This is a genomic window from Chloroflexota bacterium, from assembly GCA_026708035.1.
In the GTDB taxonomy this organism is placed as follows: Bacteria; Chloroflexota; UBA11872; order UBA11872; family UBA11872; genus JAJECS01.
On the sequence record JAPOVQ010000006.1, the window covers coordinates 164,094 to 188,027 of the forward strand.

21 protein-coding genes and 1 pseudogene are annotated in these 23,934 nt (G+C 69.4%); 11 read left to right on the forward strand and 11 right to left on the reverse strand.

Translation table 11 applies throughout. From position 1 onward, the window contains the following. Positions 1-3: 3 nt before the first annotated feature. The 3 genes from rpsR to rpsF are packed head-to-tail and all read right to left on the reverse strand — an operon-like array spanning position 4 to position 1,235. Positions 4-384 carry a 30S ribosomal protein S18 gene (gene rpsR / locus OXG33_02425; GenBank protein MCY4112781.1) on the reverse strand — a complete coding sequence of 127 codons (381 nt, stop codon included), beginning with the start codon at positions 382-384 and terminating at the stop codon, positions 4-6. 27 nt (positions 385-411) lie between these two features. Next, positions 412-906, reverse strand: a complete 495-nt coding sequence (locus OXG33_02430) for a single-stranded DNA-binding protein (protein ID MCY4112782.1) — start codon at positions 904-906, stop codon at positions 412-414. Next, complete coding sequence (rpsF, locus tag OXG33_02435; protein MCY4112783.1) at positions 903-1,235, reverse strand: 30S ribosomal protein S6; 333 nt, start codon at positions 1,233-1,235, stop codon at positions 903-905. The genes OXG33_02430 and rpsF overlap by 4 nt, the downstream gene beginning before the upstream one ends. A gap of 102 nt (positions 1,236-1,337) precedes the next feature. Between rpsF and OXG33_02440 the strand changes: the two genes are divergently transcribed. Further along, the gene (locus tag OXG33_02440; protein ID MCY4112784.1) at positions 1,338-2,306 is read left to right on the forward strand and encodes an alpha/beta hydrolase; all 969 of its coding nucleotides are present in this window, start codon (positions 1,338-1,340) and stop codon (positions 2,304-2,306) included. After that, positions 2,278-3,003, forward strand: a complete 726-nt coding sequence (locus OXG33_02445; protein MCY4112785.1) for a uracil-DNA glycosylase — start codon at positions 2,278-2,280, stop codon at positions 3,001-3,003. The genes OXG33_02440 and OXG33_02445 overlap by 29 nt, the downstream gene beginning before the upstream one ends. Position 3,004: 1 nt before the next feature. On the opposite strand, the gene OXG33_02450 is transcribed toward OXG33_02445, so the two are convergent. Beyond that, positions 3,005-3,337 carry a hypothetical protein gene (locus tag OXG33_02450; GenBank protein MCY4112786.1) on the reverse strand — a complete coding sequence of 111 codons (333 nt, stop codon included), beginning with the start codon at positions 3,335-3,337 and terminating at the stop codon, positions 3,005-3,007. A gap of 121 nt (positions 3,338-3,458) precedes the next feature. After that, positions 3,459-5,396: pseudogene (mnmG, locus tag OXG33_02455) on the reverse strand (tRNA uridine-5-carboxymethylaminomethyl(34) synthesis enzyme MnmG). A gap of 170 nt (positions 5,397-5,566) precedes the next feature. Between mnmG and OXG33_02460 the strand changes: the two are divergent. From OXG33_02460 to OXG33_02495, 8 genes are all read left to right on the forward strand, one after another. Continuing rightward, a complete protein-coding gene (locus tag OXG33_02460) occupies positions 5,567-6,250 on the forward strand; it encodes a hypothetical protein (protein ID MCY4112787.1) in 684 nt (227 codons plus the stop codon). Next, positions 6,247-7,026 carry a hypothetical protein gene (locus OXG33_02465; GenBank protein MCY4112788.1) on the forward strand — a complete coding sequence of 260 codons (780 nt, stop codon included), beginning with the start codon at positions 6,247-6,249 and terminating at the stop codon, positions 7,024-7,026. Before OXG33_02460 ends, OXG33_02465 begins: the two co-directional genes overlap by 4 nt. 32 nt (positions 7,027-7,058) lie before the next feature. Continuing rightward, positions 7,059-7,925 (forward strand): hypothetical protein, encoded by an 867-nt coding sequence (locus tag OXG33_02470; protein ID MCY4112789.1) that lies wholly within the window; start codon positions 7,059-7,061, stop codon positions 7,923-7,925. Beyond that, the gene (locus tag OXG33_02475; protein ID MCY4112790.1) at positions 7,926-9,440 is read left to right on the forward strand and encodes a hypothetical protein; all 1,515 of its coding nucleotides are present in this window, start codon (positions 7,926-7,928) and stop codon (positions 9,438-9,440) included. 51 nt (positions 9,441-9,491) lie between these two features. Continuing rightward, positions 9,492-10,199, forward strand: a complete 708-nt coding sequence (locus tag OXG33_02480) for a DUF4115 domain-containing protein (GenBank protein ID MCY4112791.1) — start codon at positions 9,492-9,494, stop codon at positions 10,197-10,199. A gap of 3 nt (positions 10,200-10,202) precedes the next feature. Beyond that, positions 10,203-10,796, forward strand: a complete 594-nt coding sequence (gene pgsA / locus OXG33_02485; protein ID MCY4112792.1) for a CDP-diacylglycerol--glycerol-3-phosphate 3-phosphatidyltransferase — start codon at positions 10,203-10,205, stop codon at positions 10,794-10,796. Positions 10,797-10,897: 101 nt separating this feature from the next. After that, on the forward strand, positions 10,898-11,878 hold the full coding sequence (locus tag OXG33_02490) for a Gfo/Idh/MocA family oxidoreductase (GenBank protein ID MCY4112793.1): 981 nt from the start codon (positions 10,898-10,900) through the stop codon (positions 11,876-11,878). Beyond that, positions 11,865-12,977 carry a Gfo/Idh/MocA family oxidoreductase gene (locus tag OXG33_02495; protein ID MCY4112794.1) on the forward strand — a complete coding sequence of 371 codons (1,113 nt, stop codon included), beginning with the start codon at positions 11,865-11,867 and terminating at the stop codon, positions 12,975-12,977. Before OXG33_02490 ends, OXG33_02495 begins: the two co-directional genes overlap by 14 nt. Before the next feature lie 162 nt (positions 12,978-13,139). Here the strand turns inward: OXG33_02495 and OXG33_02500 are convergent, their stop codons facing one another. The 3 genes from OXG33_02500 to OXG33_02510 form a co-directional block, all read right to left on the reverse strand. Next, on the reverse strand, positions 13,140-14,264 hold the full coding sequence (locus OXG33_02500; protein MCY4112795.1) for a Gfo/Idh/MocA family oxidoreductase: 1,125 nt from the start codon (positions 14,262-14,264) through the stop codon (positions 13,140-13,142). A gap of 414 nt (positions 14,265-14,678) precedes the next feature. Further along, a complete protein-coding gene (locus OXG33_02505) occupies positions 14,679-15,911 on the reverse strand; it encodes a ribonuclease H-like domain-containing protein (protein MCY4112796.1) in 1,233 nt (410 codons plus the stop codon). Between the two features lie 287 nt (positions 15,912-16,198). Beyond that, positions 16,199-18,514 carry a DEAD/DEAH box helicase gene (locus OXG33_02510; protein MCY4112797.1) on the reverse strand — a complete coding sequence of 772 codons (2,316 nt, stop codon included), beginning with the start codon at positions 18,512-18,514 and terminating at the stop codon, positions 16,199-16,201. Between the two features lie 278 nt (positions 18,515-18,792). Between OXG33_02510 and OXG33_02515 the strand changes: the two genes are divergently transcribed. Continuing rightward, positions 18,793-19,677: a hypothetical protein gene (locus OXG33_02515; protein ID MCY4112798.1), complete on the forward strand. Its 885-nt coding sequence runs from the start codon at positions 18,793-18,795 to the stop codon at positions 19,675-19,677. A gap of 181 nt (positions 19,678-19,858) precedes the next feature. On the opposite strand, the gene OXG33_02520 is transcribed toward OXG33_02515, so the two are convergent. The 3 genes from OXG33_02520 to OXG33_02530 all read right to left on the reverse strand — a co-directional run bounded on the left by OXG33_02520 (position 19,859) and on the right by OXG33_02530 (position 23,760). Next, complete coding sequence (locus OXG33_02520; GenBank protein ID MCY4112799.1) at positions 19,859-21,013, reverse strand: phytanoyl-CoA dioxygenase family protein; 1,155 nt, start codon at positions 21,011-21,013, stop codon at positions 19,859-19,861. A gap of 318 nt (positions 21,014-21,331) precedes the next feature. Continuing rightward, positions 21,332-22,486 carry a phytanoyl-CoA dioxygenase family protein gene (locus OXG33_02525; protein ID MCY4112800.1) on the reverse strand — a complete coding sequence of 385 codons (1,155 nt, stop codon included), beginning with the start codon at positions 22,484-22,486 and terminating at the stop codon, positions 21,332-21,334. Between the two features lie 362 nt (positions 22,487-22,848). Next, entirely contained in the window at positions 22,849-23,760 is a 912-nt protein-coding gene (locus OXG33_02530) for a phytanoyl-CoA dioxygenase family protein (GenBank protein ID MCY4112801.1), read from the reverse strand. Positions 23,761-23,934: the final 174 nt, after the last annotated feature.

A 23,934-nucleotide genomic window follows, 5' to 3' on the forward strand; every position in this document is an offset into this window, starting at 1 on the left:
GCGCTACGCGTGCAGGCGGCGACGCACGACGTACGGCAGCAGGGCGAGGTAGCGCGCGCGCTTGATGGCGCGGGCCAACTCACGCTGGTGACGCGCGCACGTCGACGTCTTGCGGCGTGTCTCGATTCGACCCGAATCGGCGATGAATCGGCGCAGGAGTTGGGCGTTCTTGAAGTCGATCGGCTCCCGCGTCTCGCAGAAGTAGCACGCGCGACGGCGAAAGCCGCGCCCGCCCCGCCGCGACCGCCCGCCGCGTCCGCCGCCGCCACCGCCAGCGCCGCCACCCGAGCGTGTGTCGGGCGTCGTCGGTCGGGCGTCCTCGCGGATCTGCCGCGCCGAAGCCGGGGCGCCCTCACTCGGAGCGCCGGAACCTTGGTCAGTCATGCAACCTCACGGTGAAACACGGAGACCTCAAAAGGGGAGGTCGTCGGCGGTGATCGAGTCGTCATCGTTGGCGCGGCCGCCCTGGGGCTGCTGACCGCGAGGTTCGCGCCGGTCCCCGCCGCCGCCGTCGTCGTCGCGCGGCGGCCCATCGGCGTCGTCGCGCCCGCCGAGCATGATCAGGTCGCGCACGACAAGCTCGGTGCTCGTGCGGTCGTTGCCCTCGCGGTCTTGCCATTCGCGCGTCTGAAGGCGACCTTCCAGATACACCCTGGCGCCGCGCCGGAGATACTGATTCGCAACCTCGGCCAACTGGCTCCAGACGACAACGCGGAACCATTCGGTGCGCTCGCGCTGCTCGCCGCCGCGGCTGCGCCAAGTCTCGTTGACCGCCACGGTGAAATTGGCGACCGGCGTGCCGTCCTGCGTGAAGCGCAGCTCGGGATCACGGCCAAGATTGCCGATGATCTGCACCTTGTTGAGCCCACGGGACCGACCGCGGCGACGGCCGCCGTCGTCGTTCATCGCCGGCCTTCGCTCTCGACCGCCAGCGCGGGCGACATATCGAACTCTTGACGTGCAATCAGGAAACGCATCACGTCCTCGTTGATGCGCAGCGACTGCTCGAGATTCCAGATGCGAGACGGATCGGCGGAGAACTCCAGCAGCACATAGTGCCCTTCGCGCTCGTCTTGAATGGAGTAGGCGAGCTTGCGCTTGCCCCAGCTGTTCACGCTGTTGACCTCGCCGCCCGCGCCGCTGATGTGGTCCGCCACGGTGTCAATGTGACTCGAGGTCAGGGTGGGGATGCGCTCGACGCCATAGATCACCACGAGCGCGTAGTCGCGTACCAAACGGCCCTTCCCACTGGGTTTGCACGGCTCGAAAAACGGCCGCGCCGAAAGGGTTCTTGCGTTCGTTGCCATACTAGCACGGGGTATCTCCGAGGCTGACGCATGGCGTCCTGGTCCCAACTGCTATGGCTGGCTGCGCTGGCGGGCGGCGCCTGGGCGGCGACGCGCGGGCGACCGCAGCCGTTTGACGTGGAAGCCCACCTGGACGGGGGAACGCTGCGGCCGGTGTCGGAAGGACGGCTCTACCACCGGGCGGTAGGCGCCGGACCCGACCTGGTGATGCTTCCGGGCTTCGGCGGCAATGTCAGCACCTGGGAATTCATCACCCCGCCGCTGGCGGAGACCCATCGCGTGCACTGGGTGGACCTGCTGGGGCACGGGCTCTCGGACAAGCCGGCCGCAGCGAACTATGGCGCTCCCGCGCAGGCCGAGCGGCTGGGCCAGCTGCTCCGCGCCGAGGGGCTTGAGCGCGTGGTCATCGTGGGCAGCTCGGCCGCCGGTCAGCCCGCCGTCGCCCTGGCCGCGCGGCATCCAGACCGGGTGGCGGGGCTGGTGCTGGTCGATCCCTTCCTGGTCGCCGGGCCCGGGGTTCGCCTGGGCATCTGGCTCACCCGGCAGCTGCCGGGCACGTCGGGAATCGTGCTGCGCACGCTGAGCTCGCAGCGATGGTACGTGCGCCTGAGCAACATGATCGGCCGGCGGCATCCGCTGACCGTGGACCGGGCGACGGTGGACCGGCAGTACCTGCCCTATGGCGCGCCCGGGTTCCTGGACGCTCTGCCCGCACTCCTTGCCGGCGTCGATCCCGCCCCGGCGCAAGCATCGATCGGCCAGGTGCGGTGCCCGGTGCTGTTGATCTGGGGCGCGGCGGATCGACTGGCGGGCCGCGGTCAAGCCCTGGCCCTGGCGGCAAGTTTCCAGGACGCCGAACCCGTGATCCTGGAAGACGCCGGCCACGTGCCCCAGGAGGAAGTGCCCGAACAGGTGGTCGCCTGCATGCGACCGTTCCTGGAGCGCGTACACCGTCAGAGCCTCTCTCAGAATGGTCGGGGAGTCGCGCCGCCGGGATGAAGCGCGGGGCGCCGCGCTCACCGAGCTCCAACAGCGGATCGCCGACTGCCGGCGCTGCCCGCGATTGGTGGCATGGCGGGAGCGGACCGCGCGTGAGAAGCGCGCCGCCTATCGCTCCGAGACCTATTGGGGGCGTCCGGTGCCCGGATTCGGCGACCCGACGGCTCGGATTCTCATCGTCGGTCTCGCGCCCGCCGCGCACGGCGGCAACCGCACCGGACGGGTGTTCACCGGCGACCGCTCCGGCAACTTCCTGTTCGGCGCCCTGCACCGGGCGGGTCTGGCCAACCAGTCCACGAGCACCCACCGGGGCGACGGCCTACGGCTGCGCAACGCGTTCGTCACCGCCACGGTGCGCTGCGCGCCGCCCGCCAACAAGCCGACCACCGAGGAGCGCGAGAACTGCCGCGCCTACCTGGAGACCGAGCTCGACCTGCTCGCCGACGTCCGCGTGATGATCGCCCTGGGCGGCTACGCCTGGTCGCAAGTCGTGCGCATTTGCCGCGCTCGGGGGGACGTGCCGTCGCCCACGCCGGCGCGCTTCGGCCACGGCGCCGAGGTCACGCTGGGCGACCGGACGCTGCTCGGCTCCTATCACCCCAGCCAGCAGAACACATTCACCGGCCGCCTCACGCCGGACATGCTGGACCACGTGCTCGAACGGGCGGTGGGGCTGGCGGGCGAGAACGCTCGTTAGCCTACGCGTCGTCCGCGGCTCCGGTGGCCACTGAGTCCTCCGACTTGATCGCGCGGAACACCGCCAGCAGGTTCCGCCGCCGCGCCACGGCGTAGGCCACGAACGCCACGAACATCAGCACCACCAGCGCACCGAACAGAGCGAACGCGGCGGCCAGTGCGTACCAGAGCACCGACCAGAACACCACCAGCAGCACCAGGCCGATCACCAGCAGCAGCGCCGGGCCCAGCACGGCGAACCGCACCCAGCCCTTGACGGTGTGCGGACGCAACCGGTCGAGCAGGCGGCGACGCCAGCCTGGCGACTGCGCGGAGTCCGGGAATGCGGTCGTCACGTCAGGTCGCCACTTCGACAGGGGCTCGCCGCGGCTTGGGCGTTCTCATGGACTCTATCCGTCGAGTCGCCGGTTGGGTCGCTCTGGTCGACCCGCCGTCGCCCGACTCCACGTCCGCGCACCGCTTGAGATGCACCAGCAGCACGGCAATGTCCGACGGTGTAACGCCCTCGACGCGCGCCGCCTGGCCCACCGTGGCCGGCTGGAACTTCTCGAGCCGCAGCCGCGCCTCCGTGCGCATGCCGTGGATGTCCGGATAGCCGATCGTCGCCGGGATGCGCGCCTGCTCCATCTCGCGCGCCCGCGCGACCTGCGCGGTCTGTTGCCGCACGTAGCCGGCATAGCCGATGTCGAACTCCACCGCCGCGGCGGCGGCCGGCGAGACCGACGGACCGCCGCCCGCCAGCTCGACGCTGAGGTCCAGGGTGACGCCGGGACGGCGGAGGAACTCGGCGGCGGGCAGCGTTTGGGTCACCGGCGGCAGGCCGAGCTGCCGCAGCCGCTCCGCGACGGCCGGCGTCGCGGGAACGCGGGCGTCCGCGATCCAGGCCTTGGCCCGCTCAATCTCGTCCCGCGTCCGACGCAGCCGGCGGACCCGAGCCTCGCCGGCCAGGCCGACGCGATGGCCAATCTCGGTGAGCCGCATGTCGGCGCTGTCGTGGCGCAGCAACAGGCGGTACTCGGCGCGCGAGGTGTGCAGGCGGTACGGCTCGGTGAGGTCTCGGCTCACGAGATCGTCAATCATCACGCCGATATAGGCCTGGTCGCGGCCCAGGACCAGCGGCTCGGCGTCTTGGATGCTCCGCACGGCATTGATCCCCGCCATGAGGCCCTGGGCCGCCGCCTCCTCATAGCCCGTCGTGCCGTTGATCTGCCCGGCGAGGAAGAGACCGGCGGCGCGCTGGGTCTCCAATGTGCGCGTGAGTTGGAAGGGGCGGACGAAGTCGTACTCCACCGCGTAGCCCAGGCGGATCACCCCGGCGTCGCGCATCGCCGGCACGCTGCGAATCATCTCGATCTGGATTTCGGCGGGAAGGCTCGTGTTCGCGCCCTGCACGTAGACCTCGGGCGTGGCGAAGCCTTCCGGCTCGAGAAACAGGGTGTGCGCGGGCTTGTCCGCGAAGCGCACGACCTTGTCCTCGATGGAAGGGCAGTAGCGCGGACCGGGGACCGTGATCGCGCCGTTGAACATGGGCGCGCGGTGCAGGTTCGCGCGGATCACCGCGTGCGTGCGCTCGTTGGTGGCGACCCGATAGCAGGGCATCTGCACCCGCCATCCTTGTTCCGGCACGTGGGGGTAGGCGGCGTGCCGCGGCTCCGCGAGCCGCTCGTCGACGGGTACGGGATCGAAGCTGAAGTGCAGCGGGTCGGTGGATCCCTGCTGGACCTCGGCGCGTGAGAAGTCGATCGTGCGTGCGTCCACGCGCGGCGGCGTGCCGGTCTTGAGTCGACCCAGATCGAACCCATGGCGCGCCAGATCGTCCGCCAGGGCCGTTGCCGGCGCCTCGTCCGCGCGACCGCCGGGCGTCGACTCGTCGCCCCGGATCAGCCGCCCTTTGAGGAACGTGCCCGTGGTGACAACCACCGCTCGGGCCGTGTAGGCGCGGCCGTCCGCGGTGCGAACGCCGACGACCCGCCGGCGTCGCTCGCCACTCCCCGAGACCTCGCGCCAGATTAGGCGCTCCACTTCGCCCTCGACCAGGTCGAGACCGGGTTGGCGCTCGACCACCTGCCGCATGGCGATGCCATAGAGCCGCTTGTCGGATTGCGCCCGCAGCGCGCGCACCGCCGGTCCCTTGCCGGTGTTCAGCTCCCGGATCTGGATGAGGGTGCGGTCGGTGTTGCGGCCCATCTCGCCGCCCAGCGCGTCGATCTCGCGCACCAGGTTGCCCTTGGCGGGACCGCCAATGGATGGATTGCACGGCATCAGCGCCACGCTGGACGTGCCCAGGGTGAGCATCAGGGTGCGGGCGCCCATGCGGGCGGCGGCCAGCGCGGCCTCACAGCCCGCATGGCCCGCGCCGACCACGATGACGTCGTAGTTCGCGGCGGATGCCATGGTCAGGGGCGGCGCGAGACGGCGCCAGTCCGTCCCGGTCCGAGACGAGGGTCGCGGGCTATAATTGGCGTCAACGTTGGCCGGCCGATCGTTCCGTTGGTCGCGCTCCGGAGCCCATTATCGTTACCAGCGGGCCTGACTTCACCACCCAGGTCGTCGATGCGTTCGTCGTGCCCACCGAAACCGGGGCCGCGTTCTTCGTCGATGCGGACTACGCGGAGTTGGACGCCGCCAACGGGCCGGTGCAATTGGCCATCTACAGCCCCTATGAGGTGTCGCCGGGCGAGGTCGCGGTGGTTCGCGGGCGTCTGGAGGCAGACCTTTTCAGCTATGCGGCATCGGCGGCCGGCCTGGGACGGTCGTGGATGCGCCACGCGCTGCTGGCAATCCTCGAGCTCACGATCCTCGGGGTGCTCGTAGCGTTTCTGATTGCCAATCCATCGCGCGTCGCATTCATCGTGGGCTGGGCGCTGCCCTTTGGGTTCTTCATCGCCACTCGCTCGGCGCTGCACGCGTTCGCGCAGCGTGGCTACGGCGCGCGCGCGCGCCGTCTGATGGAATCCGGGGCAGTGCTCGCCGAGCCGGCCATTTCGCAGTTTGGCGGCAGCTTGGCCCACGTGCGCGACATTTGGCGCGGGCTGGAGGAAGGCGCGTTTGCCCGCGACACGGTGGCGCTTGAGCTCGCCTCCGAGCGGCTGCTGCGCTGGCCCGGAGCCGTCGCGTTCTATCGCTCGCAGCGACATGCGGACGAGCCCTCGCAGCCGCGGCCGCTGCGAAGTCGGCTGGCGCGCCTGCTCCTCCCCAAACGACCCGTCGCCCCGCTGACGACGCTGGTCGCTCGACCCCGCCCATGATGCAACTGGTGTGCTGGGCAGTCCCTGTGCGCGGCGGTTATGTGCTGCGCGCCGATCAGGCGGCGCGGGCCGCCGTTCTGGCCGCGGATGGGCGCCGTCCCCAATTCGTTGACTGGGCCGTGGCCATCGTGCATCCCGGGTCTTCGGGCTTCTCCGCCGCGCGCGTCCACCGGCCAACCGTCCTGGCGATCGAATCGGCAATGCGCCGCGGCGCGCAGACGCGCCCCAACCCCGCCGGACGTTTAGAGCGCCTGCGCCGCTCGTGGACCTCGCTGGCGCTGGGCGCGGCGCTGCTGGTGCTTTCCGGAACGCACTGGGTGCTCGCGCTGGCGGGCGCGTGGCTGCTCGCCGGGCGCCCCTGGATGGCGGCGCTGCTGGGCATCGGACCGTCGGATTCACCCGCCACCGCTTGGACCGCCGCGGACGTGCAGGTCACCGCCGCGCCGCACGCGGGTCTCGGCCAGGTCGCCGACGCGCTCGAGCGCGCGCCTGACGACGCCGGAGGCTACGGCGAGGCGCTCGCGGCAGCCCAAACGCTGGGGCTCGACGAGGCCGCCGAGGTCTACTCGGCATTGATCAAGCACCCAAACCCAATGGCGCTGCCGGTCGAGGTCGGCATGTGGACGCCCGCGGCGTCGGTCGAAGATCGAGCGCCGGGCGGCGCACTGCCCGATGTCGCCGAGGCGTCGGACCCGCCGAACGAAGGCACCGACGCCGTCGCGGAAATCGAGCCCGGTGACGAGGCGTCCGACGATCCAATGGACCGCCTCCCATGATTACGACAGGGGCGCGGAGCCTCGAGATCCCCATGGACATCGACCGATTCACGGACAGTCTGCGGGGCAGCAAGTGGCGCGAGATTCGGCAGACGCTGGGCGACACCTACGAGGTGCGCACGCTGTACGAGGGACCGCTGCCGGGCCTTCCGCGGGCGCAGGTCGTCCGACTGTCGTCGGGCGATCCCGACAGCCCCATTCGAATCCTGTTCGACGCCGTGCCCCTGAGCCTGTCGCGGCCGGTGCTGGTCGCCGGGCGCGCGGTGACCCGGGTCTTCACCTCGCGGGCACGCGAACGCGCCGAATTGCTCGATCGCATTGCCGTGCGCATCCACGTGATCGAGGTCGACGGCGATGCCGCCGATATCCCGCCGTTGCCGCTGGCGAAAGGACTCGATGGCGGATTGCGTCTGGCGCACAGCGTCGCCAACGAGCAGGCGTGGAGCGCGTTGCGCGAGTCGGTGCAACGGTTCCGGCCGACCCTCGCCATGGACCTGCGCGATGCCGGGGCCGCGGTCCCCGACGCGAACCTGGCCCTCGTGGTGCATAGCCTCACGCACGCGGCCGGGGCAACCGACGCCGAGGCGCTCCCGGGAACGACCGAGGGCAGGGCCATTGCCCGAGACGTCAGCAGGCGCGGTATCTCGCCCTACCGGGGAACGCCGCGCGAGCGCGCGGCGGCCGGATTGCGGCAGTTCGGCCACGGCGCCCTCACGCGCATGAGCCCGCGCGACCCTTCGCGATCCGTGGCCAGCCTCGCGACCGATCTCGTCGCAGCCGTCGGGATCACGGCGCTGTCGTTGGGGCTGCGGGAGCTTGACCGAGCGATCGCGTTGACCGAGGCCGCGGGCGCGGGCGTCGACGAGTCCATCCGCGAGTTTCGCCGCATGGGGGCTTAGGTGGCCGGGGAAGGGCGACCAACGCAGACCGCCGGCCTCGATCCCGTGCGCCACGCCCCCAGCATCCCCGTGGAGTACGCGCCCATTCCGGTGGGTCCCGACGAAACCGAACTGGTGGCGCACGACCGGCACCGCTTGAACGACGCCCTGGTGCGAGGAATCCCCGTCGCCCGCACCCTTCGGATTGATGAGCTTCCCGACGACGTGGCCACCGTTGCCCGGATCGAGGTCGGCGCGATTCGCCGCCTGCGGCAGGCGGCGCGGGCGGCCCAGGCGCGCCGCTGGCGAGTCTATGTGGCGGCGGCCGCGCTGCCATTCCTGACCGCCACGCTGCTGGGCCTCCTGGGCGTGTGGCTGGGCACGGTTCCGATCATCGGCGAGCCGGTCGGCGAATTCGTGGCCACTGCCGGCGGCAACGTGGGAGGGCTGCCGCTCGCGGCGGTCATTGCGGCGCTGCCGTCGGTGTGGTGGATCCGGCGCGTTCGCCGCGCGGCGCGGGCGGCGCCACAGCCCAACCTGCGCCAGGAGTCGATGGCAACGAGCGAACTCACCGTCAACGACGACCTGGGACCATTCCTCGCTGACGCGCGCGAGACGATGCGCGACATCGGCGGCATTCTGAGCGGCAACCCGCGACCGGGCGGCGAACAGGCGCACCGACTGGCCATCCGATTCGGGGCACTGGCCCGCATCGCGGCGCGGCACGACGTGCCGTCCGTGGTTGCCCTTGCCGCCGACGCCGGCGAGCAGTTTCGCATCGCGTCACAGCCACCCGCCCGGCTCATCCCCGGCCTGCGCTTGCGGCGCCGTCCGGCCAGCGTCGTCAAGATCCTCGCCCCTTACATGCAGCGGCGGACATCGCGGGTGCAAGCACGGGCATCGCGCCTCCTGGGAATCGCCAGCGGGCTGGTCGTCGCGGCGGCCGCGTTCTTCGTCGCCGGTGTGTTCGGCATCCGAGGCGACGAAGCCCTGCTGCTGCGAACCAACGAAGCCATCGTCTTCCCGTCGTCGGGCACCGTGCTCGCGCTCCGGCATGGCTTCGACGGTCCCGCGGACTCCGGCACGAGCACGCTCACCGTGGTGCAAGGCCCCGGCATCTTTTGGAGCTGGCCGCGGCCGATCACCGAGCGCCGACTGGTGCCGCTCACCAACCGCGCGCTAGAAATCTCAGTGCCCTTCCCCGGCGACCCTCCCGACCAGCATCTGAATGTTGAGTTCCGCTACGAGATCGACGACCTGAAGTCATTCGTCGCGACCATGGAGTCCCTCGACGAGATCGACTCGGCGCTGGCCCGGGTGGTATCCGCCGAACTGGCCAGAGGCTTTGCCGAGCGCTACGAGACGGAGCTGGCGACGCCGAACGCGCTGCCGGCGCCGTTCATCGTGGCCGGCCTCCAAGAGGGCGCCGGCGAATTGCTCGGAAACTTCGTCGAGTTCACGGAGTTCAGCGACGCCTTCGCGGCGTTTGGCGTAACCCTGCGGCCCGAGCCGTCCCACAGCTTCTCGCGCGACTAGGCGGCGGCAGCGTGGCCGTCTCACGGCTCGGCGGCGGGTAATAATTCCCGCATGGCTTCGCTTGGCGAACAGCTTCGGACGGCACGGGAAGCCGCCGCGCTCACCATCGAGGAAGCCGCCGTCGTCACGCACATCCCGCGCGAGCACTTGGCGGCGCTGGAGTCGGACAACCTGGCGGTGCTCCCCGGACCGCCCTTCAACGCCGGATTCATTCGCATCTACGCCGAAGCATTGCAACTGCCGGTCCAGCCGCTGCTCGACCTCTACTTCGCGCAAGCGGGCGAGGTCCCGTCGATCGTCGGCGCCGGTCCGATTCCCGCCATGCGGCGCGGGCGTCAGCGGCTGCTGGCGTCACTGTTGCTCGTCGTGGCGCTGGGGATCGTCCTGGCCGTTCTGCTGATCACCAACTTTGGCGGACTGGCCGACGATGGCGGGGCGACGAACGGCCGCGATGCCGTTACGCCGTCGATTGTCGACCGGGGCGCTGTGTTCGAACTGGTCGTGCTAAGCGACACTCAGGTACGCATCGAGGTCGACGGACGCGCGCTCGTGGACGAGATCCTCGCGACCGGTGAGTCGCGCCAATGGAGCATGGAGCGGGAAACGGTGCTCGACGTCGGCGCCGGCGACGCGGTGACCATCACCATCAACGGACAGCCGCTCCCGCCGCTCGCCGACCCGGGCGAGCCGGCCCGGCACACCTGGCGAGTGGACATTCCGGCAGCGCCCACCGCCGCGCCGCGACCCACGAGCAACTGACCCGTGGCATCCGCTCCCGAGGACGCCCGCGCCGCGCCCAAGCAGTGGCAGACCTATCTGCCCAACGCCCTCACGATCGCCCGTGTCGCGTCGATCCCGATCATCGTCTGGCTGCTGTTCTGGGACTGGTGGTTCTCGAACCAGATGGCCGGATTCGTGTTCGCCGCCGCCGGCGCGAGCGACGTCTTCGACGGCACGCTGGCGCGGCGCTATGGCACAGGCTCGCAGCTGGGTATCTTTCTGGATCTGGTTGGCGATAAGCTGCTGGTCGCCGCCGTGCTCTTCACCATGGTCGAGCTGGGCTGGATGCCGGGCTGGCTGGGCGCCAGCTTCATCGCGCGCGAGTTCGCGGTCATGGGCCTGCGGGCCTATGCCGGCGCCCAGGGCGTGACCGTCGCCGCCGGCCGCCTGGGCAAGGCCAAGATGATGTGGCAGTACATCGCCTTCAATGCGCTGATGTGGGAACGCACCGCCCTGCCGTGGTTCCTGGTCGGCGTGGCCCTGCTGCTGACGCTGGCCTCGGGCATTCACTACGCCGTGGGCGTCTGGCGGGGCCTGCGGGCCCGACCGGCGCCCGATATTCCGGAAGTAATCTAAGCCGCAACCCTCAGGTGCGTGGACCGCGGGAGAGCCGTCGCGCCCCGAATCCGGCCGGTTTACCATTGGGACCGTCGCGTTTGGAGCACGGATTGGCGCAGATGACGCGCTTGGCGTTGGTCGGCCACGGGCCGGACGACGAGTCCTATGTCCGCATCGCGCCGCGCGCCGGCGCCGCCGGCATCGCCGCCGTCACCGACGGCGCGCAGGGCGACTCTCACAACGTCGTCGCGGCAGCGATGCTTGCCGAGCTGCTGGACGTGCACTCAGACGCGATCGACGCCGTGATTATCCAGACGCCCACCGACGAGCGGGCGAGCCACATCGAGGCGGCGGTGACGGCCGGCAAACATGTGCTGGTTAGTGGTCCGCTGGGGCGCTCGGCCAGCGAAGCGCGCGAAACGGCCAAAGCCTGCGCCGGCGCCAACGTGGTGCTCATGGCCGGGCAGATCGATCGCTACCGACCGGACGTCGGGGCCGTGCGCGCGAGCATGGACGCGGGCCAGATGGGCCGACCCGGTCTCGTGCGGAGCCACCGCTGGCAGCCGCCCACGGACGGCCCCACGGCCTGGCGGCTGGACCCAAACCGCAGCGGCGGAATCTTCATCCATGAGCTCACGCGGGATATCGACGTGGCGGCTTGGCTGTTCGACGCCCCGCCCAACACCGTCTTCGCAGTCGCGCGTGGTGCAGACCCCGACCGACCGGATGCGGCGGTGGTGCATCTCGGGTTTCCCGACGGCGGGATGGCCGTGCTGGACGTGACGACCGGTCTGCCCGAGGGCGAGGGCTATTGGTCGCTGCAACTGATCGGCGCGGACGGCGCCGTGTACGCCGACGACCAGCACAACATGCAGCTGCTCTACGCGGGCGGGTCGCCCGCCGCGCGGCTCACCAGCACCGGCGACGCCACGGTCCTCGCCCAGCTTGAGGCATTCGTGGATGCGATCGACAACGGCTTGGACCCCGCGGCGAGCATTGAGGACGCAGTCCTCGCCCTCGAAGTCGCCGAAGCCGCCATGGCGTCGGCGGCGTCCGGCCGCGCCGCCACGCGCACTGAGGACGGCTATGTCCTCGTCTAGCGCCAACTCGATCTTCCGCGTGGCGGTGCTGAGCGTCGTCAAGCACGACTACGTGCCCCTGGGCCTCATCACGCACCCGCGGTTCGATCCGGTCGTGGTGGCGGACGACGCCGCGCAGCCGGAATGGGTCCACGAGCGCAACCAGAAGCTGGCCGACGAGCTGAACATTCCCTACGTGCGCGACGTGGAGGCGGCGATGCGTGACTACGACGTCCAGGTCGCCTGCGTGAGCCCCGAGGCCGAGCGCCACGCGGACCTCAGCGTGCGGGCCGCCGACGCCGGGCTGCACGTGGTGCAGGACAAGCCCATGTCGACCCTGGTCTCCGAGTGCGACCGCATCGTGGAGGCCGTGGAGCGCAACGGCGTGAAGTTCCTGATGTGGAACCGCGACATGCTGCCGGCGATGCTGCTCGCCCGACAGGAGCTGCAAAGCGGCGCCATCGGTGACGTGCGCGCCGTGCACGTCGACTTCTACTTCGCCAAGGACGCCGGTCCGCGCCGCGGAGAGAGCCCGGCCGGCTCACCCAAGATCGACTGGCTGGAAGCGCTCAAGGCCGCCCACGTGGACGGCTCGGACGGCGGTGTGGGCCACGCTCCGATGGGCGAGTTGCAAATCGAGGGCATCTATCCGCTGTCGCACATCGGGCTGCTCACGGGCGCGCGCGTCGAGCGCGTGTTCGCCCGCACGGCGGCCCACTTCCACCAGCGCAACGTGGACCACGGCATCGACGACCTCGCGTCGGTGACGCTGGAGATGGACAACGGGATCGTGGGCACGCTGTGCATCGGGCGCATCGGACGCGCCAAGCACGACAACGATGGCGAGATCAAGGTCCGCATCCTGGGCACCGCCGGCGCGATGGTCATCGACGAGCCGCGGCCCGCGGTGCGGGTCTTCTACCGGGGACGGACCGCCGGCGATTCGCCCGCGGCGCGCGTGGGCGGTGACGCCGACTGGCTCCTGATGGAGAATTTCGCCCAAGCCATCGACACCGACGGCGACACGATTCTCAACGCACGCGTTGGGCGCAACATCGCGGCCACGGTGCAGGCCGCCATCGACTCGGGCCGCACGGGCCGCCCGGTCGAGGTGACTTAGGAGGCTCCTGCCTGAACCCCTTCCCCCTGACAGGGGGAAGGTTGGGATGGGAGTCAGAAGCCACCGCCCCGCCCAATCCGTTCGCCCTGAGCTTGTCGAAGGGGTTACCGAACGGATTGGATACCCGGCGTGCCCCGGGGGCTTCACTCGTTTAGAGGTTCACTAGGCCTCGTACGGGGCGTCGAACTCCGCCGTCTCCACCCACGCCCCACGCTCGGCGGAGGCCACGGCGGCGTCCGTGAAGATCTGCACCCGCCAGCCGCCGTGCAATTCCGGCATCTCCGTGGGCTCGCCGGCCATCGTCGCCAGCAGCGCGGGATGGACCATGTCCCTGAAGTTGTTGAGGGCATCGGGCGGCGGCACGTTCTCGAGGTGCTCCGAATCCCACGGCTTGCGCGAGATGCGCAGATCGCCGGTCCAGCGGTCGACGGCAAGGGAGGCCTCTTCGCCGTGCAACTCGATATCCGGCGCCAGCCCCGTTCGCAGATACGGCGCGTGCGAAACCAGGAGCACGCCGACGGCGCCGTTGTTCATCTCGAACGTGAGATTGCCGTAGTCGAACGCCGTGCCCTTGCGCCGCGACTCCGCGGCCGTGGCGTCGTGCGCTTCGCTCCAGGCAAGCGCCTCCTCGAGATTGGGCTCGCCCAGGTCGGGCTTGGGCGGCGCCAGCACGCCGGCCTGCGCGAACACGCGCCGCGCCTCGAGGCCGGTGAGCCAGCGCAGGGTGTCGTAGGCGTGGGAACCGCCATCGGCGACGCTGCCGGCGGCCGACTGCTCGGCGTCGTCACGCCAGGTGAAGGGTATGGATGTCAACCGCGGGTTGTGCCAGCGATAGACGACGCCTCGGACCTCGCCGATCAGGCCCTCGGCCAGCAGCTGCCGCACACGCGCGATTACCGGCACGCCGCGGATCCAAAACGGCACCATATGCCCCAACCCGCCATCGCGGTAGGCGGACCAGACGTCATGGGCTTCGCGCGCATTCATGGCCACCGGCTTCTCGCACACGATGTGCTTGCCCTGCGCGGCGCATTCCAGGGCAATCTCGTAGTGCATGACGTCAGGAACCACCACCACGACGACGTCGACATCGGGATGGGCCACCACTTCACGCCAGTCGGTGGTGACGAGCGCGGCGCCGTCCTCGCGCCCGGCCGCCTCCAGCAGATCGCGGCGACGCGCGCAGACCGCGACGATGTCGAATTGCTCCGGGACCTCCCGCATCTCGCGCCGATAGGGCACGCCGATGAACCCCGACGCGCCGATGACGCCAACTCTGAATCGCATGGCTCTACCTCGCGGATGCCGCGCCGCATCATCAAACCGCGCGCGCTGGGCTTTGTCCACTTGGGCCGGCGCCTGGCTCGGGGGTTTCGGGAAATTCACCCATGCACGGGCGGGTCAGAGACCCGCCCCTACGTCAGGTGAGATGCCAGGGTTCATTCCCCCTCACCCCAACCCTCTCCCACGGTGGGGAGAGGGGGCATGGGCGCCGCTCATCCCAAGCCCCCCGCGAGTGCCACATTGACGGACGCGGGTAGCGGCGGGTTTCAAACCCGCCCGTTCGGTGTAGGGGCAGCCCTCGTGGCTGCCCTGGTCATCGGCGGCGCGGGCGCCCGCGAGGGACGCCCCTAGATGCCCGTGCAAGGGTCGCGCCGGGATAGCGGGGGATCGCTTGGTCCCCCACCATCCCCGGAGCACTCAGCCCGAGGGACTCCGCGCCCTGGCCGCCCTCAGCCGGCGTTCGATCCGCGCCAGCCGGTGCTCCAACGCGGGTCGCGCGAGCGGCTGGGGTAGGGCGTCCAAGAGACGATCGGCGTGCGCCAGGGCTTCCACCGTGCACTCCCGCGCCGAATCGAACGCGCCCGCCCGATGCTCGTGGTACTTGGCCAGCTCGACCAGCGCCCACACGGCGCCGCGTCCCTGGCGTCGCCGCATGCCCTCCCACACCTCCAGCGCCGGCGGCCAGGCGCCGCGACGCTTGTGGGCCAGGCTCAACGGCGCCTGCGCCAGCGGTTGCAACGCCTCGTCCAAGCCAAGCTCCAGCGCCCGGGTGTAAGCCGCCAGCGCCGCCTCCAAGTCACCGGCCAACTCGAACGACCGCGCCGCACCCAGCACCTGGGCTGGCTGCGCCGTGGGGCTTCGCCAGCCGCCAAATGCATCGCAGGCCCTCACCAGCAACGCGGCCATGGACACCATGTCCGTCCGGTTGTGGGCCACCACCGGCACGAGCTCCTGAGCGTCGCCGGTGCGCAGATAGCGAAAGTAGATGTCGGGAATCTCATGGCTCGGCACGTCGAGCTCCCGCTCGACACCCAGTATTTCCCGCTCCAGCGTTCCCAGGTCGCGGCGCGAGAGCTGGTAGCGCCACAGGCGCCGCGCGACGTGCAGCAGGTCAAGCGCGCCCAGCGCCTCGAGAGACGTGCGTCGTCGGTTCATGATGAAGCGCGTTCGCAGCAGCGGCAGATCGAAGCTCTTGCCGTTGAAGCTCACCGTCCAGTCGAATCTCGAGATCAGGTTCGCCAGGTGCGCCATCATGGCCGGCTCGTCGGCGTGATCGCGCATGAAGTACTGCTCGACCCGCAGCGCGCCATCCTCCACCCAACCGCATCCCACCAGGAAGGCGTACGTGCCCGTCCCGCCGGCCAGCCCGGTGGTCTCCGTGTCGACGAACAGCGCCCGTTCAAGCTCGAAGTCCGCGAGCTCCGGATCGCCGCTGAGCGTGGTCAACGCGCGCCGGTCGGCCTCTCCGGGCCAGACCTGCGACAGCCCGCGCGGCAACGGGTGGGTCTCACTGATGACGACGAACGACCCGGCGTCGCTGGATTCGAGCACGCCGCCGACGACATCCTCGACCGGCACGCCCGGTGCAACCGTTCGAGTCGCAACCGCAGGCGCCGGCTCCACCGGCTCCCACGGCCGGTTCCAAGCCATCGTCCGTCCGCTTGTCATGAGTGAGCGTCAATCACCGTAGGGGCAGCCGTTGGGGCAGCCCTTGTGGCTGCCCGGATCCACCCGGACCAGCGCCCACCAGGGACGCCCCTACTAGGGCACGCAACGGTCCGACATTCCCGTGAAGGGAGGCGCCTGAGCAACCCCTCAAGCAGAGATTGGAGAGCGGGTCCGGTCCCCTCTCCCTTGATGGGAGAGGGTTAGAGCCTGCCCCGGACTCGATCCGGGGGTGAGGGTGATCCGAAGCTCGGGCGCCGGTCGTCGACCGTTTACGCAACGGTCTCGTCCACGGACAAGGCACCGGCGCGAGGCGCGGCGGCTAACGCCGCTACGGCCACGCCCGCGCGCGCCCGGAGCACCCGCAGCGTGGCCTGCTTGGCGCTGATGCCCGATGCCACCGGCGGCCCCACGCAGGCCGGGCAGCCCTCGGTGCAGTCGCAGCCGGCGGCCAGCTCCGCCGCGGACTGCATCACCTGGTCGAACGTCGCGTACAACCGCTCGCTCAGCCCCACGCCGCCCGGATAGCGGTCGTAGAGATACAGCGTCGGCGCCTGGGTGAAGGGCGACTTGATCTCGCTGACGACGCCCAGGTCGTGCGGGTCGCACATCAGATGGACCGCCGCCACGTTGGGCAGCAGGTGCCGCGCGCCCCAGAGGCCGGATTCGATCTCGGCGCGGGAGAGCGCCTCGGTCAATTCGGGGCGCATCCAGGCCCAGCAGGCCTGGGTGTGCATCTCCTGCTCGGGGAGATCGATGGTCCCCCAGCCCACGTTGTCGTCGTCGCTGATGCGCAGCTTCTTGAAAATCGTGGGCCGCGCGGTCACACGCACCTCGCCCCACGAACGACCCAGCGGCGCGTCGGCCTGCCGCTCGAAGTCGTCGAGCACGGCGACGTTCACGTTCATGCTGGCGACGGTGTAGTGCTCCACCGACACCTCTTCGACATACGCCTTGCCCTGCTCCCAGTCGAGGCGATTGACGTGGTACTGGCGCCCGTCGTGGAGATAGATCGCGTCCTCGTGCACGCGCGTGGGCGCGGAGAAGCGGTCCACCTGGCCGATCACCTCGGGACGGCTCTCGTCGGTGACGATGACGATGTTGTCCAACGTGCCGGTGCGCAGGCTCACGAACTGCGCGGGGTAGTCGTCGGCGTTCCAGTGATAGGTGCCGCCCGCCGGGTGCAAGATGCCCTCGTCGACGAGCATCCGCACCCCGCCGTCCGTAGTGGGTACGCCAAAGGTCTCGTCCTCGACCAGCGGCAGCTCGAACGCGGCGCACTTGAGGTGGCTGGTGTAGACGTAGACATTGTCGGGATTGATGAGCGCCGACTCGACCGACTCGCGCAGCACGAAGTCCGGATTGCGCGCCACGAACTGGTCCAGCGGGCTCGATCCGGCCACGTAGACGGCCACCGACGACTCGCGGCGGCGTCCCGCGCGGCCCACCTGCTGCCAGAAACTCGCCAGCGACCCCGGATAGCCGCACAGCACGGCCGCCTGGGCTTGCCCGATGTCCACGCCCAGCTCCAGGGCGTTGGTGGCGACGACCGCCCGCACCGTGCCGTCGCGCAGGCCCGCCTCGATCTCGCGGCGCTCGGCCGGCAGGTAGCCGCCGCGGTAGCCGCGCACCTCGCCGCGGCCCAGGTGCGGACCGCCGCGCAGCTTGCTCAGCAGCAGCTCGGTGGCCGTGCGGCTGCGGGCGAACGTGAGCGTCTGGATGTCATTGCCCAGCAGCACCCCGGCGATCTCCGCCGCCGCGTCGATCTCGGAGGCCCGAATCCCCAGCTGCGCGTTCACGACCCGCGGGTTGTAGAAGATCAGGTGCTTTTCGCCGCGCGGCGAGCCGTCGTCGTCCACCACGCCCAGGTCGCGCTCGGTGAGCCGGTCGGCCAGCTGCTTGGGATTGGCGATGGTGGCGGAGCAGGCCACGATCTGCGGTCGCGAGCCGTAGAACTCGGCCACGCGCAGTAGGCGCCGCAGCACGTTGGCCAGGTGACTGCCGAAGATGCCGCGATAGACGTGCAGCTCGTCGAGCACGATGAAGCGCAGGTTCTCGAACAGCCGGGTCCACTGGGTGTGGTGCGGCAGGATGCCCTGGTGGAGCATGTCGGGATTCGTGATCACCACGTGCCCGGCCTGCCGCAGCTTGCGCCGCGCGGTCGTCGGGGTGTCGCCGTCGTAGGTGTAGGTCTTGATATCCGCCTCGGCGACCTGGATCAGCGAGTACAGCTCGTCCAGCTGGTCCTGCGCCAGGGCCTTGGTGGGAAAGAGATAAAGCGCCCGGGCCTGGGGATCGTCCAGGATGGCCTGCACGACCGGCACGTTGTAGCAGAGGGTCTTGCCCGAAGCCGTGCCAGTGACGATGCAGACGTCCTCGCCACCGAGCACGCGCGCGATGGCCTCGGACTGGTGGGTGTAGAGCTCGCGCACGCCCCGCTGCTCCAGCGCCCGCCGCAGCACCGCCGCGACGCCCTGAGGCCAGTCGCCATACCGCGCCTCGCGCGCGGGCCGCACCTTCCAGGCGGTAACGCCGCGGGCAAAAGTGGCATCGCCCGAGAGCCGGTCGGCAAGCTGCGCGGCGTTCATGCTGGTATTGGGTAGCTATACAGGAGTACGCCCCGCGTCACGCCGAGCATCGCCCGCCCACCCTAACGCACCATTCCCCACCACACAAATACCGAACACTCCGCTGCCGCAAGCCCTTGCGAGCGGACGTGGCGTTGGTCTATTTGTCGCGAACTCTGCCCTTGCGACGGGTTGACCGGCCTTTTGCGACCGTGGGACATTGCTGGTTTCAAGCTGATCTGTTCGGAATACTCCAGGCGTTTGCCATCCCTTGATGAAGTGGCTAGAGGAGGCTCAACATGTTGGTTAAAACACTTCCATTGGGAATGGTACGTGTCTTTGCACTGAAGCTGACATTGATCTTGCTAATCACCGTTTCTTTGCTGTTCACGGATTCGCGTCATGTGCGGGCATGTACATGCGAAGAACCGATACCACTACCTGAGATCCTCGACTACTTCCCCATGGTTTTCGCAGGAAGGGTCATTGATGAGCGTCTACTGTATAGCCCTTACGCAGGAATGTCTCCTTTTAGTTTCGAATTACCGGATGCAGCCGAAACTGTTTACACCTTCCTCGTTAGCAAGATCTGGAAAGGCCCACTCTATGAGACGGTTTACATCCAAGAGTGGAAAGCTCAGTCATCATGTTCCGATCGATCGTTCGAGCTGGGCGAGGAGTATCTCATCTACGCCGAGCCGCCGAATATGACGGTGTCCTTTTGCAGTGCATCAAAACCCCTGGCATCTGCGCAGGAAGATCTTGGATACTTAGGAGCCGGCCAAGCGCCCGAAGCAGGAAGGGTCGCTCCCAGGCCATTCGGCCTAGAATACTGGCATTCCAAGGAGGAATTGATCGCAACTGTCAGAAGACTTCTTGCCCGCTGGGGTCCAGAGCCCTTTCCAACTTTCCCTGCAACGAGGTCGACGGCCATGTCAACGCCTACGCCCGTGCCGGGAACCCCCACCCCGCAACCGACACCTACGCCCGCATCGACGCCAGAAACGCCCGCGGTAGCAGCCACTCCAGAGCCACCGCCCATCCCCAGTCCACATCCTGCGGGAATCAGCCAGGACGCGAGCGATCCGGTATGGCTCATTCCCACCGTCGCGGGCGTATCGGGCGTCATCGTGGGCGTTCTCGCGACCACACTCCTTGTGCGACAGCGACGCGGCGGCACCTAGGCTTCGGGCGCCGCCCGGCCGGCGTTGACTACATACCTGGCGCAGAGCCTGCCCCGTAGTTGATACGGCGGGCAGGTTTGAAACCTGCCCCTACCGGAGACGCGCGCCACGTCGGGCGTAGGGGCGGGTTTGAAACCCGCCCGTTCCGGCATATGCACGGGCTTCGCGCGTGGCGTCGAGGTCAGGCCGCCCAGCTTGCGACGAAATCGTCCACGGTCACCGGCTGCCGCGGCTCGGCGTGGAGGCGTTGCGCCAGCCAGTCGCAGCGGCGCCACAGCTCGTTAGTCTCGGCGTCGCTGAACCACTCGCCGAAGTCCGCTCCCCAGCCCAGCGTGAGCGGATGGAGAGACTTGGCCTCGCGCTGCAAGTCCTCCGGCAGCTCGTCGAAGTCCGGCTGCCTGAGCAGGTAAATGTGCCGCGCGGCCTCGGCCACGCATGCCGTAAGGGTCAGCTTGGACGCGGGGCCGGCGCCGGGGTGCAAACGCTCGAGCGCCGTGCGAAAGGCCGCCGCGTCGCCGTCCAGGACGCCCTTCAGCGCCCGCGCCGTGAGGTCCCGCTGCTCCGCGGCGAGGCGATTCCAGCTCTGGAACGCGGCGGCGGACGAGGGCGAGAGGTGGCGCGTGAAGCCCGGATCACGCGGCATGGCGTGCACCGAAATGCCGCCGTGCACGGTGCGCCGCAGCTTCGTGCTGTAGTTGCTGCCCCAGTGCAACATGCTGTGGTAGTAGATCAAGCCGTCGCCGGCCTTGAGCTTCACGGGCATGCCGCCCGGCAGCGGCGACCGCGGATCATCCCTGAGCCGCCGGTCCTCCTCGGGCGTGTTCAGTCGGCGGTGGCTGCCCGGAACCACCCAGAACACGTCGTCGTCGTAGAGCGGCAGGTTCCACTGCAGGTAGCGCGGGCCGGTTTCCGCCAGCTCCTCTTGCAGCAGCCACAACGGCGCCACCCCGTTGTTTCCAATGTCGCGGTGCCACTTGGCGGGGCCGTGGTCGACGCGTGGGTTGCACATCATCATCATGTGCATGGGCACCGCCTCGGTTCCGCTGAGCAGCTCGCGGCTGGTGCCCATGACCGGCTCGCTGAGCCATAGCTCGACCGCCGGCGCGGTTTCCTCGTCCACCAGCGCGTGAAAGTCGGGCACGCGCGGCTGCATGTGTTTTTCCCACATGCCGCCGGGCGGATCGTCGGGTCCAGCCTCGCGGCGCCAGACCTCGCGCTGTCGTTCCAATAGACCCTCGCAGGCCTCGCGTACCGCGTCGATCCGGTCGGCCGGGATGACGTTGCGCACGAAGAGATAGCCGTCGCGACGGAGCAGGGACTTGTTCAGGCTGGGCATGGGGTCTCCGATGTTGGGCGACGCGCGACGCCTCGGTTCAGACGAGGCGTTTCACGAAGTGTGCTTGAGCGCTGAGTTTCCCACGCTGCCCACAGCGCGGGCCACCGGACCGAGCCCGTTCGGTGTAGGGGCAGCCCTAGTGGCTGCCCGGATCGAATTGCACGGGCGCCCACCAGGGGCGCCCCTACGCGGACCTGGCCGTCGCCGGGTCTGGATTCCCGCCCCGTTCGGTGTAGGGGCAGCCCTAGTGGCTGCCCGGATCGAACCGGACGGGCGCCCACCAGGGGCGCCCCTACGCGGGCAACGGGGTCGCTCGGCCTACGTGCCCCAGCTCGCGGCGAACTGGTCCAGCGTCACCCGCTGCCGGGGCTCGGCCTGGAGACGCTGCGCCAACCACTCGAAGCGACGCCACAGCTCGTCGGCCTCCGCGTCGCTGAACCGGTCGGCGAAGGCCGGACCCCAGCCCAACGTGAGCGGGTGGAGGTGCGTGGCCTGTCGCTGCATCGCCTCCGGCAGGTCGTCGAAGCCCGGCTGCTTGAGCAGGTGAATGTGACGCGCGGCTTCGGCCAGGCATGCCGTGAGGGTCAGCTTGGACGCGGGACCGGCACCGGGATGCAAGCGCTCGAGCGCCGCTTCAAAACCCGGCGCGTCGCCGGCCAAGACTCCGCGCAGCGCCTGGTCGGTGAGGTCCCGCTGCTCCGCCGCGCGGCGATTCCACGTCTGGAACGCAGCGGCGGACGAGGGCGAGAGATGGCGCGTGAAGCCGGTGTCCCGCGGCATGGCGTGCACCGCCATGCCGCCGTGCACCGTGCGCCGGAGCTTCGGGCTGTAGTTGCTGCCCCAGTGCAGCATGCTGTGGAGATAGATCAAGCCGTCGCCGGCCTTGAGCTCCACGGGCATGCCGCCCGGCAGCGGCGACCGCGGATCGTCCGCCAGCTGCCGATCCTCCTCCGGGGTATTCAGCCGGCGGTGGCTGCCCGGAACCACCCAGAGCACGTCGTCGTCGTAGAGCGGCAGGTTCCACTGCAAGTAGCGGGGGCCGGTTTCCGCCAGCTCCTCTTGCAGGAGCCACAGCGGCGCCACCTCGAGCGGCCCGATGTCGCGGTGCCACTTGGCGGGACCGTGGTCGGTGCGCGGGTTGCACATCATCATCATGCGCATGGGCACCGCCTCAGGCCCGCTGAGCAGCTCGCGGCTGATACTCATGACCGGCTCGCTGAGCCAGATCTCGACCGCCAGCGCGGTTTCCGCGTCCACCAGTGCGTGAAACTCGGGCACGCGCGGCTGAGGGCGCATGTCCCACACGCCGCCGGGGAGATCGTCGGGCCCAGCCTCCTGGCGCCAGATCTCGCGCTGCCGGTCCAGCACGCCCTCGCAGGCTTCGCGCACTGCGTCGAGCCGCTCGGCCGGGATGACGTCGCGCACGATGACGTAGCCGTCGCGACGGAGCTGGGATTGGTTCAAGCTGGGCATGGGGAATCCTGTGCTGCGTATCGCAATGTGTAGCGGTTCATGTGGAACGTCTCACGAAATGCATTTGAGCCCTGAGCTTCCCACACTGCACGCAGCGCGGGCCACCGGGCAAGCGGTCGCTCCGGTCCCCTCTCCCGCGGGGAGAGGGATAGGGTGAGGGGACGGGCGCCCACTAGGGGCGCCCCTACGCGGACCTGGCCGTCGCCGGACCTGGATTCCCGGCCCGCTCGATGTAGGGGCAGCCCTTGTGGCTGCCCGGTTCGACCCGGACGGGCGCCCACTAGGGGCGCCCCTACAGGGATAGGGGCGTCTCCGGGCCTGGATTCCGGCCTCCGCCGGAATGACGAAGGACTGGACACGCCCTACGACCCGTCCACGCCGATGTATTTCATCACCTGGTCCACCCACACGTCGTCGTAGCCCCTGCCTTCCCAGAGGCGGATCAGCGGCGCGTCGGCATCGGTGGGATGCACGCCCGCGGGATCGTGATCCAGCACGCCGAGGAGCTGCCGCCGCACGGGGTCGGCGCGCGCGATCAGCTCCGGCGAGCTGGCCACGCGATCGCCCAGCCGCATCCAGATCGGGGAGTAGACGTAGAAGAGGTTCTTGCGCCGCACGTTTGAGGTGTTACGCGACACCGAGTGCCAGAGCGCGTTGTGAAACAGCATCGCGTCACCCGCGCGCAGCAGCAGCTGCTTGGCGCCCGGCACGCCGGCGTCGATCTCGTCGACCTCCTGGAAGCGGCTCGGCGAGGCGAGGGTTTCGGCGTCGGCGACCTCGTGCGGAAAGTTGCCGCGGTGGCTGCCGGGAATCAGCAGGAAGTTGCCCATGTCGGGCGCGTCCACGTCGGTCAGGAACCAGCCGATCTTCAGGTGCAGCAAAGGCGTCAGCCCGCCGGCGCTCGGAAACGGATAGGGCTTGGGGCCGTCGTAGTGCCAGCGGCTGCCCGGATGCGGCGTCGGTGGGCGCACCATCACCTGCGACGCAAGCAGCTGGATCGTGGCGCCCATCAGGTCCATCACGATGCCCAGGTGATTGGGGTGATCGATGAGATCGAGGAAGGCCTCGTCCTCCTCGATCACGTTGAGGGTGCTCAGCCACTCGTTGCGGGAACGTCCGGCGCGCTGCGAAGCCTCGTCGAGGCGATCCACGGCGTCGCTGAGCCGCGCGATTTCGTCGGACGACAGCACGCCGGGCAGCACCAAGTAGCCCTGCGTGTCCCAGTACTCACGCTGCGCCGGCGTCAGGCGCGTGAGGGTCTTGATGTCGATCACGGGCGCACCTCCCGGCGGGCTGCCATCCGGTGTTCGTGCCTTGGTCGGCAACAGCGTAGCGCGGGCAACCGTGGAACGTTTCGAGGCCGTCATTCCGGACGCAGCAAATGCCATTCCAAACGCCGTGAGGAGTCTAAGGACGTTCTGCCTTCTCCCCGCCCCCTGGATTTCTCG

Coding starts and splice junctions, on each gene's coding strand:
- OXG33_02490 (MCY4112793.1), top strand. CDS start 10,898: ATGACGCGCTTGGCGTTGGTCGGCCACGGGCCGGACGACGAGTCCTAT.
- rpsR (MCY4112781.1), bottom strand. CDS start 384: ATGACTGACCAAGGTTCCGGCGCTCCGAGTGAGGGCGCCCCGGCTTCG.
- OXG33_02480 (MCY4112791.1), top strand. CDS start 9,492: ATGGCTTCGCTTGGCGAACAGCTTCGGACGGCACGGGAAGCCGCCGCG.
- OXG33_02505 (MCY4112796.1), bottom strand. CDS start 15,911: ATGGCTTGGAACCGGCCGTGGGAGCCGGTGGAGCCGGCGCCTGCGGTT.
- OXG33_02430 (MCY4112782.1), bottom strand. CDS start 906: ATGAACGACGACGGCGGCCGTCGCCGCGGTCGGTCCCGTGGGCTCAAC.
- OXG33_02495 (MCY4112794.1), top strand. CDS start 11,865: ATGTCCTCGTCTAGCGCCAACTCGATCTTCCGCGTGGCGGTGCTGAGC.
- OXG33_02470 (MCY4112789.1), top strand. CDS start 7,059: ATGGACATCGACCGATTCACGGACAGTCTGCGGGGCAGCAAGTGGCGC.
- OXG33_02515 (MCY4112798.1), top strand. CDS start 18,793: ATGTTGGTTAAAACACTTCCATTGGGAATGGTACGTGTCTTTGCACTG.
- OXG33_02510 (MCY4112797.1), bottom strand. CDS start 18,514: ATGAACGCCGCGCAGCTTGCCGACCGGCTCTCGGGCGATGCCACTTTT.
- OXG33_02440 (MCY4112784.1), top strand. CDS start 1,338: ATGGCGTCCTGGTCCCAACTGCTATGGCTGGCTGCGCTGGCGGGCGGC.
- OXG33_02465 (MCY4112788.1), top strand. CDS start 6,247: ATGATGCAACTGGTGTGCTGGGCAGTCCCTGTGCGCGGCGGTTATGTG.
- OXG33_02520 (MCY4112799.1), bottom strand. CDS start 21,013: ATGCCCAGCCTGAACAAGTCCCTGCTCCGTCGCGACGGCTATCTCTTC.
- OXG33_02500 (MCY4112795.1), bottom strand. CDS start 14,264: ATGCGATTCAGAGTTGGCGTCATCGGCGCGTCGGGGTTCATCGGCGTG.
- OXG33_02525 (MCY4112800.1), bottom strand. CDS start 22,486: ATGCCCAGCTTGAACCAATCCCAGCTCCGTCGCGACGGCTACGTCATC.
- OXG33_02445 (MCY4112785.1), top strand. CDS start 2,278: ATGGTCGGGGAGTCGCGCCGCCGGGATGAAGCGCGGGGCGCCGCGCTC.